The sequence below is a fragment of the uncultured Sphingomonas sp. genome (assembly GCF_964021865.1).
In the GTDB taxonomy this organism is placed as follows: domain Bacteria; phylum Pseudomonadota; class Alphaproteobacteria; order Sphingomonadales; family Sphingomonadaceae; genus Sphingomonas.
In genome coordinates this window covers 14,540-27,018 of the sequence record NZ_CAXIAM010000022.1, presented here as the reverse complement: position 1 = coordinate 27,018, position 12,479 = coordinate 14,540, and the positions used below count along the sequence as shown (strand labels likewise).

At 66.8% G+C, this 12,479-nt stretch carries 11 protein-coding genes; 4 read left to right on the top strand and 7 right to left on the bottom strand.

The genetic code is table 11. The annotated features are described in order from the left end of the window. From AADI75_RS08030 to AADI75_RS08020, 3 genes are all read left to right on the top strand, one after another. Positions 1–882 (top strand): F0F1 ATP synthase subunit gamma, encoded by an 882-nt coding sequence (locus AADI75_RS08030; RefSeq protein WP_341208514.1) that lies wholly within the window; start codon positions 1–3, stop codon positions 880–882. Positions 883–972: 90 nt separating this feature from the next. Continuing rightward, complete coding sequence (gene atpD, locus AADI75_RS08025; RefSeq protein ID WP_341208513.1) at positions 973–2,451, top strand: F0F1 ATP synthase subunit beta; 1,479 nt, start codon at positions 973–975, stop codon at positions 2,449–2,451. Positions 2,452–2,597: 146 nt separating this feature from the next. Beyond that, entirely contained in the window at positions 2,598–2,852 is a 255-nt protein-coding gene (locus AADI75_RS08020) for an ATP synthase F1 subunit epsilon (protein WP_341208542.1), read from the top strand. Positions 2,853–2,953: 101 nt separating this feature from the next. Here AADI75_RS08020 and AADI75_RS08015 read toward each other — a convergent pair whose 3' ends face one another. Both AADI75_RS08015 and AADI75_RS08010 read right to left on the bottom strand, forming a co-directional pair. Beyond that, positions 2,954–4,495: a hypothetical protein gene (locus AADI75_RS08015; RefSeq protein ID WP_341208512.1), complete on the bottom strand. Its 1,542-nt coding sequence runs from the start codon at positions 4,493–4,495 to the stop codon at positions 2,954–2,956. A gap of 69 nt (positions 4,496–4,564) precedes the next feature. Further along, positions 4,565–6,340: an ABC transporter transmembrane domain-containing protein gene (locus tag AADI75_RS08010; protein WP_341208511.1), complete on the bottom strand. Its 1,776-nt coding sequence runs from the start codon at positions 6,338–6,340 to the stop codon at positions 4,565–4,567. Positions 6,341–6,496: 156 nt separating this feature from the next. Here AADI75_RS08010 and phaZ point away from each other — a divergent pair, with 156 nt between their 5' ends. Continuing rightward, positions 6,497–7,744, top strand: coding sequence for a polyhydroxyalkanoate depolymerase (gene phaZ / locus AADI75_RS08005; RefSeq protein WP_341208510.1), 1,248 nt, complete (start codon positions 6,497–6,499; stop codon positions 7,742–7,744). A gap of 179 nt (positions 7,745–7,923) precedes the next feature. Here the strand turns inward: phaZ and AADI75_RS08000 are convergent, their stop codons facing one another. The 5 genes from AADI75_RS08000 to AADI75_RS07980 form a co-directional block, all read right to left on the bottom strand. Beyond that, complete coding sequence (locus AADI75_RS08000; protein ID WP_341208509.1) at positions 7,924–8,427, bottom strand: pyridoxamine 5'-phosphate oxidase family protein; 504 nt, start codon at positions 8,425–8,427, stop codon at positions 7,924–7,926. A 344-nt stretch (positions 8,428–8,771) separates the two neighbouring features. Continuing rightward, on the bottom strand, positions 8,772–9,950 hold the full coding sequence (locus AADI75_RS07995; protein WP_341208508.1) for an acetyl-CoA C-acyltransferase: 1,179 nt from the start codon (positions 9,948–9,950) through the stop codon (positions 8,772–8,774). A gap of 23 nt (positions 9,951–9,973) precedes the next feature. After that, the gene (locus AADI75_RS07990; RefSeq protein ID WP_341208507.1) at positions 9,974–10,423 is read right to left on the bottom strand and encodes a MaoC family dehydratase; all 450 of its coding nucleotides are present in this window, start codon (positions 10,421–10,423) and stop codon (positions 9,974–9,976) included. A gap of 171 nt (positions 10,424–10,594) precedes the next feature. After that, entirely contained in the window at positions 10,595–10,981 is a 387-nt protein-coding gene (locus tag AADI75_RS07985; RefSeq protein ID WP_341208541.1) for a glycine zipper 2TM domain-containing protein, read from the bottom strand. Between the two features lie 52 nt (positions 10,982–11,033). Continuing rightward, the gene (locus tag AADI75_RS07980; protein ID WP_341208506.1) at positions 11,034–12,305 is read right to left on the bottom strand and encodes a dicarboxylate/amino acid:cation symporter; all 1,272 of its coding nucleotides are present in this window, start codon (positions 12,303–12,305) and stop codon (positions 11,034–11,036) included. Positions 12,306–12,479 lie beyond the last annotated feature (174 nt).

The window sequence follows — 12,479 nt, the reverse complement described above, 5'->3', positions numbered from 1 at the left end:
ATGGCGAGTTTGAAGGCCCTCAAGATCCGCATCGGCTCTGTGAAGTCGACGCAGAAGATCACCAAGGCGATGAAGATGGTCGCCGCCGCCAAGCTGCGCCGGGCGCAGGAGGCGGCGGTCGCGGGGCGTCCCTATGCCGAGCGGCTGGAGGGCGTCGTCGCCAGCCTGGCACGGACGGTTGGCGTCGGTGCGTCCCCGCTGCTGGCGGGCACCGGCAAGGAACAGGTGCATCTGCTGGTCGTCGCGACCTCTGAGCGGGGTCTGGCGGGCGCGTTCAACACCAACATCGTCCGGGCCGCGCGCCGCAAGGCCGAGGAGCTGGAGGCCGCGGGCAAGACCGTGCGCTTCTATATCGCGGGCAAGAAGGGGCGCGTGATGAAGCGCTTCTACCCGACCGGGATCGTCGCCGATCATGACCTGTCGGACATGAAGACCGCGAGCTTCGACGCCGCCAAGGAGATCGCCGACGATCTGATCGCGCGCTTCAAGGCCGGTGAGTTCGACGTTGCGCATCTTTTCTACGCGCGCTTCCAGTCGGCGTTGGTGCAGGAGCCGATCGGCGCGCAGATCATCCCGGTCGCGATCCCAGAGCTGAAGGCGGGCAAGTCGCCGGCCGCGAGCGGCGACGCGACGGTCGAATATGAGCCGAGCGAGGAAGCGATCCTCGACGATCTGCTGCCGCGCAACGTTGCGATCCAGATCTTCCGCGCGCTTCTCGAGAATGCCGCGTCGGAGCAGGGCAGCCGCATGACCGCGATGGACAATGCGACCCGCAATGCCGGCGACATGATCAAGCGGTTGAGCATCCAGTACAACCGCGCCCGCCAGGCGGCGATCACGACCGAGCTGGTCGAGATCATTTCCGGCGCCGAGGCACTGTAAGTTCCGTCACCGTCTCTCTCCAAGAGGGACGCCGTATGTTAAAGCAGACAGAAACCCCCGCCTTCGCAGGGGCGACGAAGAGGTAAGAGAATGGCCACCGTCCTAGAGGATCGCCCGACCCATCTCACGGGCCAGACCAACAACACCGGCCGCATCAGCCAGGTGATCGGCGCGGTGGTCGACGTGCATTTCCCGTCGCAGCTGCCCGCGATCCTGTCGGCGCTGGAAACCGAGAACAACGGCCAGCGGCTGGTGCTCGAGGTCGCGCAGCACCTCGGCGAGAACACCGTCCGCACGATCGCGATGGATTCGACCGAGGGGCTGACCCGCGGCCAGACCGTCACCGACACCGGCGCGCAGATCCTGATGCCGGTCGGCCCGGCGACGCTCGGCCGGATCATGAACGTCATCGGCGAGCCGATCGACGAGCGCGGTCCGATCGCGACCGACCTGCGCGCGCCGATCCACGCCAAGGCGCCGGACTTCGTCGACCAGTCGACCGAGAACGCGATCCTTGTCACCGGCATCAAGGTCATCGACCTGCTGGCCCCCTACGCGAAGGGCGGTAAGATCGGCCTGTTCGGCGGCGCGGGCGTCGGCAAGACCGTGCTGATCCAGGAGCTGATCAACAACATCGCGAAGGGCCACGGGGGCACCTCTGTGTTCGCGGGCGTCGGCGAGCGGACCCGCGAGGGCAACGACCTGTATCACGAGTTCCTCGACGCCGGCGTCATCGCCAAGGATGCCGAGGGCAATGCGGTGAGCGAAGGCTCGAAGGTCGCGTTGGTCTACGGCCAGATGAACGAGCCGCCGGGCGCGCGTGCCCGCGTCGCGCTGTCAGGCCTGGCGATCGCGGAATATTTCCGCGACCAGGAAGGGCAGGACGTGCTGTTCTTCGTCGACAACATCTTCCGCTTCACGCAGGCGGGCGCCGAAGTGTCGGCGCTGTTGGGCCGTATCCCGTCGGCGGTGGGCTATCAGCCGACGCTGTCGACCGACATGGGCGCGCTGCAGGAGCGGATCACCTCGACCAACAAGGGCTCGATCACCTCGGTGCAGGCCGTCTACGTCCCCGCGGACGATCTGACCGACCCGGCACCGGCGACGTCGTTCGCGCACCTCGACGCGACGACCGTGCTCAACCGTGCGATCTCCGAGCTGGGCATCTATCCGGCGGTCGATCCGCTCGATTCGACCAGCCGCGTGCTCGAGCCGCGCACCGTCGGGCAGGATCACTATGAGACCGCGCGGGCGGTGCAGGCGACGCTGCAGAAGTACAAGTCGCTGCAGGACATCATCGCGATCCTCGGGATGGATGAGCTGTCCGAAGAGGACAAGCTGACCGTCAGCCGCGCGCGCAAGATCCAGCGCTTCCTCAGCCAGCCGTTCCACGTGGCCGAGGTGTTCACCAACATCCCCGGCAAGTTCGTCCAGCTGGAAGACACGATCCGCAGCTTCAAGGCGGTGGTGAACGGGGAGTACGATCACCTGCCGGAAGCGGCCTTCTACATGGTCGGCGGGATCGACGAAGCGATCGCCAAGGCCGAGAAGATGGTCAAGGAGGCATAAGGCTTCCAGCGCTTGACCCTCTTCCCGCCGGGGAGAGGGTTGGGTGAGGGGCGGTCACGCACGCGGTGCCGTGTTGCATGGCAATCGTCCCTCGCTGCCCCTCACCCCCTACCTCTCCCCGGAGGGGAGAGGGAGTTAAGGTCAAGATCATGTTGCATTTCGAACTCGTCACGCCGGCCCGTCTGCTCATCTCCGAGGATGTTCACATGGTGACCGTGCCGGGCACTGATGGCGACTTTGCGGTGCTGGAGGGCCATGCGCCCTTCATGTCGACGATCCGCGACGGCGACGTGCTGGTGCAGAAGACGCCCGGTGGCCAGCCGGAGACGATCGCGATCCGCGGCGGCTTCGCCGAGGTCAACGCGCGCGGGCTGACGGTGCTCGCCGAGCACGCGGGGTAAGCGTTTTCGTCGCGTCCTTGGCAGGCTTAAAAGCGGGATCCCGGGTCAAGCTCGGGACGACGTTGAATTGACGGCGGGTCTGCGGCCGACGGCGTCGAACGCTACTTTTCTCCGTCGTCACTTTCCTCCGGTTTCGCGTTCATCGATGCCGCGATCGTGTCGATCGCCGTGGGGTCCTTGCTGTCGATCGCCGCCAGCACCACCCCCGCCATCGTCCCCAAGGCGCCGCCGTGAGGATCATAGGCGACGCGACGCAGCGCCGGGACCGCGGCATCATATTCCTTCTTCCGGACGTGCATCACGGCGACCTGCATCGCCAGCCCGGTGTCGAACGGCGCGAGCGAGAAGGCGTAGTCGAGGCCCTTCTCCGCATTCGGACTCATCGGCCCGCCCGAACTCCGCAGCGCCTGATAATGCGCGACGAGCGGCCACGGATCTTCGGCGTCGAGATGGTTGGCGATGATGAACCATTGCCGCACCGCCTTCCAGCGCGCCGCATCGGTAACATGCTCCTTCTCGGCCAGCCCGGCCTGCGCCATCCCACGATAGATCAACGCCTTGCGCGACTTTGGATCGACGGCGAGCGCGCGCGCCGCGGCGGCGTCGGCGGCCGCATAGGCGCCTGCGTCATATTCGGCCTCGGCGAGCGCGACCTGCACCGCGGGATCGTTCGGCCAGTCGGCGGCGATCTTGCGCGCGGCGATCGCAACGGCGGGTGCCGTCTTGGCATTTACGCCGCGCGTCGAGCGCAGCACGACCGGCATGATCGCCTCCTCACCCGGGGTGAGCGCGCGCGTCGTCACCGGCTCGATCGGCAGGGCCGAAATCTTCAGTCCCAGCATCGGCAACGCCTTGCGCGCATAGCTGTTGAGCGCGTTGTCGAGCTTGCGCGGGTCGCCGAGCAATGCCGCCTTGCTTTTCGGATCGCCGCCGCTCTCGAAGGCTTTCAGATAAGCGGAGAGCTGCGTCCGGCGTTCGGGGTTGAGCAGCATGTAATGGGTGAGCAGCCACGAGCGACCGTAGAAGACCTGCATCCTGTTCGGATCGAGCCGTTTGTCGCTGGGCGACATCGTCAGCAGATCGCGCATCGGCAGCATCTGGTCGTCGATCAACCCATAGGCGCGGTAGAGCGGCGGCGCGCCGATCAGCAGACTGTCTGGCTGGAACACCATCGTCGCATTGAATTCGGCGAATCCTTCGACGAACCACGCCGGGAACGGCCGGTCGCCCCACGACGAAAACATGAAATGGTGAGCATATTCGTGGAGCAGCACCGCCTGCGCCGTCATCGCGAGCTTGCCGGTGTCGTTGGTCTTGCGCGGCACGAAGGCGACGGGGCCGGACAGCCGCGGCATATACACCCCGGCCATGTTCCGCTCGCCCAGCAGCTTCTGCAAGGCCGAGATATCTTTGACGACGAAGACGTTGACGCGCTGCGTCGGGCTGAACGCCGGATCGGACATGCCGCGCATCACGCGCATCGCCTTGTCGAACCGTTCGAGCCGCGTCGCGAATTCGGTCACCTCGTCGGGCGCATCGTCCGAATAGACGACGAAATGGCGTGACGACGCCTGCTGCCATGTCGCGGTCGCCGGTGTGGCGACCCCCAGGGCCAGCGCGACCGCTGCCCATATCCCCCGCATCCTTCGCCCCCGTCCGTCTACCCCGGACCGCAGCGTACGAGGCGCGCGCGGAGCGTCAAGCGACCACGATCAAGCGTCGTGGAATTGCAGGCTGGCGAGCCGCGCGTAGAGTCCGCCCGCGCCGATGAGTGCGGCGTGGCTGCCCTCCTCGACGATCCGGCCGCCGTCCATCACGACGATGCGCGACGCGGCGCGGACGGTGGCGAGGCGGTGCGCGATGACGATCGTGGTGCGTGTCGCCATCAGCCGTTCGAGTGCATCCTGCACCAGCCGCTCGCTTTCGGCATCGAGCGCGCTGGTCGCCTCGTCGAGCAGCAGGATCGGGGCGTCGCGCAGCAGCGCGCGTGCGATCGCGACGCGCTGGCGCTGCCCGCCCGACAGCCGCGCACCGCCTTCGCCGAGGAAGGTGTCGAGCCCCTCTGGCAGCGCGCGCAGGAAGTCGGCGGCATTGGCCGCCTCCGCCGCAGCCCACACCTGCGCATCGTCGGCATCCCAGCGGCCGTAGCGGAGATTGTCGCGCGCGCTGGTGCCGAAGATCACGGTATCCTGCGGCACCATCGCGATCCGCGCCCGGACCTCAGCCGGGTCGGCGAGGGTCAAGTCGACGCCGTCGACCAGCACTTCGCCGCGCGCCGGCTGGTAGAAGTGCTGCAGCAACTGGAACAGCGTCGACTTGCCCGCCCCCGACGGCCCGACCACCGCCAGCGTCTCGCCCGGTTCGACCGCCAGCGAGAAATCGTGGAGCGCGGCGACGTCGGGGCGGCTGGGATAGCGGAACTCGACGTTGCGGAAGGCGACGCGGCCCTGCGGCGGCTGCGGCAGCGCGACCGGGTGCGGGGGCGGCGCGATCTCGGGGCGTTCGGCGAGCAACTCGCTCAGCCGTCCCGCCGCGCCCGCGCCGCGCAGCAGATCGCCATAGACTTCGGTCAGCGCACCGAACGCCCCCGCGACGATTCCGCCGGTCAGCACGAAGGCCGCGATCGCGCCGCCCGACAGCCGCCCGGCGGCGACGTCGTCGGCGCCTTCCCACAATACCAACGTGATTGCGCCGAAGATCAGCCCGATGACGATCGCGGTCATGATCGCGCGCAACGCCACGCGCTTGCGCGCCGCCGCCATCGTCGCCTCGACCGCGTCGGTGAAGCGCGCGCTTTCGCGTGCCTCCTGCCCGAACGCCTGGACGATCTTCATCGCGCCCAGGGTTTCGACGACGATCGAGCCGACGTCGGCGATCCGGTCCTGCGAGGTGCGCGACAGGTTGCGGACGCGCCGCCCGAGCAGCGCGATCGGGGCGATGATGAGCGGGATGCCGGCGAGCAGCATCGCCGCGAGCTTGGGCGAGATCGCGAACAGGTAGATCAGCCCGCCAATCGCGGTAAACGAGTTGCGCAGGGCGATCGACACCGTGCTGCCGACCACCGTTTCGATCTGCCCGGTGTCGGCGGTGAGCCGTGAGGCGATTTCGGACGGGCGGTTGGTTTCGTAGAAGGATGGGCTGAGCGTCATCAGGTGGCGCTGCACCTCGGTGCGAATATCGGCGACGACGCGCTCCCCCAGCCAGGCGACGAAATAGAAGCGCACCGCGGTGCCGAGCGCGAGCACGACCACGATCATCAGCATATAATGGAACGAGGACGCTACGGACTCGGCGGACGCGCCGTTGCCCGCGAAGCCGCGGTCGATCACGCGTTTGAAGCTGTACGGGATCGCGATCGTCGCGCCGGAGGTGACCGCCAGCGCAGTAAACGCCGCGGTAATCTGCAGCGGGTATGTGCGGGCGTGACGGAAGACCATCGCCAGATTGCCGAGACGGCGGGAAGGAGCGACGTCGGAAGCGCTGGCCATGCGCGCGGCCTAGCAGCGCACGTGCGGTCACTCAACGTATCGCTGGCGCGAGGCGGCAGGCGGGCCCGAAATCGGACTGCAATCGTTGCAGTCGCGCTGCGACCGGCGACATTGCTATAGGCGTCGCACCGGCGGGGCCGGGGAAGGAACATGCGAATGTTGTACGACGCCTATGAATTTCAGCGTTCGTGGCTGGCCTCGGCCAGCGCGATGGCCACGGTGGGCGCCAACTGGCTGAACAACCCGTCAAACCCGTTCGCCTATCTGGGCGGCGGTCCGGTGATGGCGTCGGCGCTGGAGGTGTTCGCGCATGCTTCCGCCTCGCGCGGCAAGCCGGCGTTCGGGTTCGAGACGACGACCGTCGACGGGCGCGAGGTGGCGGTAGTCGAGGAGATCGTGCTGCAACGCCCGTTCGGTCAGCTCAAGCGGTTCCGCCGCGAAGGCGTCGAGGGCGGGCCGCGGCTGTTGATCGCCGCGCCGATGTCGGGGCATTTCGCGACGCTGCTGCGCGGCACGGTCGAACGGATGCTGCCGGTCGCCGACGTCTATATTACCGACTGGCGCGACGCGAAACTGGTGCCGACGCGCGAAGGGCGGTTCGATCTCGACGATTATATCGACTATCTGATCGCGTTCCTGGAGGCGATCGGGCCGGATCAGGACGGGGCGGCGGACGGGCCGCACGGCGCGCACATGCTGGCGGTGTGCCAACCGTCGGTACCATGCCTCGCCGCGACCGCGCTGATGAGCGCCGATCGCAACCCGTGCCGGCCGCGCACGCTGACGATGATGGGCGGCCCGATCGACACGCGCCAGGCGCCGACCGCGGTCAACACGCTCGCAACCGAGCGGCCGTTCGCGTGGTTCGAGCAGAATGTGATCGCGACCGTGCCGCTGCTGTATCCGGGCGCGGGGCGGAAGGTCTATCCGGGCTTCCTCCAACTGTCCGGGTTCATGACCATGAACCTCGGCAACCACATGATGAGCCATTACGAGCTGTTCAAACATCTCGTCACCGGCGACGACGACAGCGCGGAGGCGACCAAGCGCTTCTACGACGAATATCGCTCGGTCTGCGATATGACCGCGGAATTCTATCTCCAGACGATCGACACGGTCTTCCAGTCGCATAGTCTCCCTAAGGGCGAGATGATGCACCGCGGCCGGCGGGTCGACACGGGCGCGATCACTGACGTCGGGCTGCTCGCGATCGAGGGCGAGCGCGACGACATCAGCGGGCTAGGGCAGACCAAGGCGGCGCTGACGATCGCGACCGCGCTGCCGGAGGCGAAGAAGCGTTATTACATGGCCGAGGCGGTAGGCCATTACGGGATCTTCAACGGTTCGAAATGGCGCACCCGGATCGCGCCGGTCGTCGAGGAATGGATGGCGGCGAACGGTTGATGTGGACACGGGCCGGTCGCTTTGGTGGCGACCGGCTCATTTTACATCATCCCTGCGCAGGCAGGGATCCATGGCTGTTTCGTTCGTCGGCTCGATCTGACATATGAAAGTCGGGTCATGTGTCAGACGTTTCGCGGCTCTCCACAGCCATTGGCCCCTGCCTGCGCAGGGCCGACATGTCAGGCGGGGCTGCTTTCGGCTGTCGTTTCGACCTTGGCGTGGCTGCCTTCCTCGCCGGCCTTGATCGTGCCGCCAAACAACATCTTCACGCGGCCCGAGAGCGACATGTCGGTCTCCCACAATTCCGCTGAGTCGATGTCGACGCGCAGCAGCGCGAGGTTGGGATCGTTGCGTCCTTCCGGAAACCACGCCTCGACCTGGTTATTCCAGAGCTTGTCGATCTGGGCCTGATCGTTGTCGATCCGGGCGGTGCCGTCGAGGCAAGCGAAGAAGTCGTGCCCCTTCGAGACATATTGCGCCATCACGCGGCCGCCGCCGGCGAGCCGGTTGGTCTTGCCGATGAAGAAGAACAGCGTGTCGACCTGATCCTCGTCGAGCTGCGCGGTCAGCGGTTCGTGGTGGGCATGGCCGTCCGCCGGGCCAACCATGACGAACGGGCTGTCGGCCATCTTCTTCCACAGGTCCTGCTTCAGCTTCTTCGGATCGGTGTTGGCGTCGGCCATGTCGCATCTCCTGTTCGCGTTCGACGGGAGAACGTGAGGCGGGGGCGTTGGTTGCGCGAACGTTTCGTGACCGTCATGATCCGAGGCGGTACGATTTCCACTGCCAGATCAGGAGCACGGAAGCGAGCTATGCCGGCGTGTGTGTGTTGAGGCACGACATTCGCACCACCTTTGTGTTGAAGATGCTCAAGACGGCCCGGCGGCAGTAACAGGGCAGAAGCCTCGTCTGGCAGCCGGGCCCCAAACCAAACGAGCCTCGACCGCTGGCACGATCGAGGCTCATCAGAAGTCGGAACAACGTTACCGACGCAATCCACATCGCACGGTTCGTGCTATTTTCAACGTCACAGCACCTCAAACAACCCGGCCGCGCCCATGCCGCCGCCGACGCACATCGTGACGACGACATGCTTCGCGCCGCGGCGCTTGCCCTCGATCAGCGCGTGGCCGACCATGCGGGCGCCCGACATGCCATAGGGGTGGCCGATCGCAATCGCGCCGCCGTTGACGTTGAGCAATTCGTCGGGGATGCCGAGCTTGTCGCGGCAATACAGCACCTGCACCGCGAAGGCCTCGTTCAGCTCCCACAGGCCGATGTCGTCCATCGTCAGGCCGTTGCGTTCCAGCAGCTTTGGGACGGCGAAGACGGGGCCGATACCCATCTCGTCGGGCGCGGTGCCCGCCACTGCCATGCCCATATACCGCCCGAGCGGGGCCAGCCCGCGCTGCTCGGCGAGCTTCTCCTCCATCAACACGCTGGCCGAGGCGCCGTCCGACAGCTGCGAGGCGTTGCCGGCGGTAATGTTGAGGTCCGGCCCGAGCACCGGCTTCAGCCCGCGCAATCCCTCCAGCGTGGTGTCGGCGCGGTTACCCTCGTCCTTCGCCAGCGTGACCTGCTCGTGCGAGACGTCCTTGGTTTCCTTGTTCACGTTCGCCTTGGTGGCGGTAACCGGGACGATCTCGGCATCGAAGCGCCCGGCGGCCTGCGCCTCGGCGGTGCGCATCTGCGAGCGATAGCCATATTCGTCCTGCGCCTCGCGCGTGATGCCGTAGCGCTTGGCGACGATCTCGGCGGTCTGGAGCATCGGCATGTAGATGTCCTCGTGCATCGCCAGCAGCTCGGGATCGGGAGCGACGCGCATCTCGGGGGTTTGCACCATGCTGATGCTCTCGACCCCGCCGCCGATCGCGATCTGCATCCCGTCGCTGACGATCTGCTTGGCGGCCGTCGCGATCGCCATCAGCCCGGACGCGCATTGCCGGTCGAGCGACATGCCCGGCACGCTGGTCGGCAACCCGGCGCGCAACAGGCTGGTGCGTGCGATGTTCGTCGCCTGATGCCCCTGCTGGAGCGCGGCGCCGATGACGACGTCGTCAATCTCGGCCCCATCGATCCCGGCGCGTTCGACTGCCGCCTTGATCGCGTGGCTGGCGAGCGTCGGGGAGGGCAGGTTGTTAAACGCGCCGCGATAGGCGCGGCCGATCGGGGTGCGGGCGGTGGAGACGATGACGGCGGAGCGCATGGAACGAAGCCTTTCAGTGCAGCCTAGACGAAGATTTGGGTGATCCACTCGGCGAGCATCGCGGGCTTTTCCTGCCCTTCGATCTCGATCGTGACCTCGGAGGTTGATTGATATTGGCCCGGGCGCTTCTGCTCGAACGACAATAGCGTCGACCGCGCGCGGATACGCGCGCCGGACGGGACGGGAGCGAGAAAGCGGACGCGGTTGCCGCCGTAATTGACGTGCATCGTCGCATTGCCGACGGTCGGCAGGTCAGGCGTCTCCGCCATCAGGCGTGGCAGTAGCGATAAGGTGAGGAAGCCGTGCGCGATCGTGGTGCCGAAGGGCGTCGCCGCAGCGCGAACAGGGTCGGTATGGATGAACTGGCGATCGTCCGTCGCCGCTGCGAAAGCGTCGATCATTGTCTGCGTGACCGTGAGCCATGCCGAGACGCTGGTGCGCCCGACCGCAGCCTCCACTTCGTCCAGCGTCACGTCGCGCCTCTCCCAACCTTTCACGGCTGTCTAGGCGTTTCGGGACCCGGCCCGCAAGCGGATGCGGACCGGAAATATGAAATAAGCTTTGTGTCAGGTGGAGGGTGGCGGACCCGACCTTCTAAAATGTCGGTCCGCGCCGGCAATACGCCCCGGCGCGGACCGTGGTCCTTAGCGGCAGCGCACCTTGCCGCGGTCGATCTCGCGACCCAGCAGCGCACCCGCGCCGCCGCCCGCCAGGGTGCCGAGCAGGCCGCCACCGACGAGATTGCCGAGCAGCGCACCGCCGGCACCGCCGACCACCAGACCGGTGGTGCCGTCGTTGCGGCGGCAGTAGGAGCGGCCGTCACGACCGCGATAAACCTGATCCTCGCGGCTCAGACGACGCTCACGATAATTACCGCGGCGATAGTCGCGCGAGGCATCCCAGTCGTCGCGATCGCCATGCCATTGATAATCCCGGTCACGGTCGCGGCGTTGGGCGTCCGCCAACGGGGCGGCGACCATCGGGGCGGAGACGGTGGCGATCGCCAGCGCCGTTAGCAGGGCCTTTTTTATTTCGATCTTACTCCTTCAGCTGCCTGCACGAACGTCGCAGGCACGGAAGGGTTCATGCCGGTTGCGTTACGGCGCGTCCGGGATCGGGAACGAGCAGCTTTTCACGCCGTGCCACGATCAACGGGACCACGATCTGCCCCGCCACGTTCACCGCAGTGCGGCCCATGTCGAGGATGGGATCAATTGCGAGCAATAGTCCCGCGCCCTCAAGCGGGAGGCCGAGCGTGGTGAGCGTGAGCGTCAGCATGACCAAAGCGCCGGTCAGCCCGGCAGTCGCGGCCGATCCGATCACCGAGACGAGCGCGATCAGCACATAGTCCGGCGCATGGAGCGCAATGCCGTAATATTGCGCGACGAACAGCGCCGATACCGCCGGGTAGATCGCCGCGCAGCCGTCCATCTTGGTCGTCGCGGCGAAGGGGACCGCGAAGGCGGCATAGTCGCGCGGAACCCCTGCCTTCTCGGCGACATCCTCGGTGACCGGCAGCGTCGCGATCGACGAGCGCGAAACGAAGCCGAGCTGGATCGCGGGCCAGGCGGTCGCGAAGAAGCGGCGCGGCGACAGGCGATTGGCGGCGAGCAATGCGGGATAGACCCCGAACAGCACCAACGCGAGCCCAAGATAGACCGCGCCCGCGAAACTGCCGAGCGCGGCGAGCGAGGACCAGCCGTAGCGGACGATCGCGGTGCCGATCAGCCCGGCGGTGCCGATCGGCGTGAGCCGCACCACCCAGCGGAGCAATTGGCGGAAGATCGTCAGTAACGAGGCGTTGACCGACAGGAACGCCTCGCCCGCCGTCCCGACCTTCACCGCCGCCGCGCCGACCGCGATCGCGACGACGATCAGTTGCAGGACGTTGAACGAGATGCCGGTGGTGGCCACGCCCTCCTTGAGCTTGGTGGACGCCTCCAGCCCGAGGACATTGCCGGGGACCAGCCCGCGCAGGAAATCAAGCCACGAGCCGGTGGTGCCCGGCGCGACCGCGCTGGCGGCAGCGACGCCGGCGTGTGCGCCCGGCTGGAGGATCGTGCCGAGCGTCAGCCCGATCGCGACCGCGATCAGCGCGGTGATCGCGAACCACAGCAACGTCTGGCCGACCAGACGCGCGGCATTGCCGAGATCGCGCAACGCCGCGACCGACGCGACCAGCGCGGTGAAGACGAGCGGCACGACCAGCGCCTTGAGCAATTTGACGAAGCTCTCGCCGGTAAGGCGCAACGTCTCGGCCAGCGCGCCATCGGGGGCGGTGCGCGCCACGAAGCCGAGGGCGACGCCGATCGCCATGCCGGCGAACACCTGCACCGTGAAGGAGGGTTTCTTCATCGTGCCGAGGTGAGAGCGGACGCGGGTTTGTGCCAGCAACTTTGCGTTTGCGGGTGGGGAGTGGGGCTTTTGGGGGGCGGGGCAGAGGGTAACCTATACCGTCATTCTCGCGCCGGCGGGACTCCCGACGCGCGGGTCTCGGCAAGAGCTGCCACGTCGAAGGTTCTGGATTCC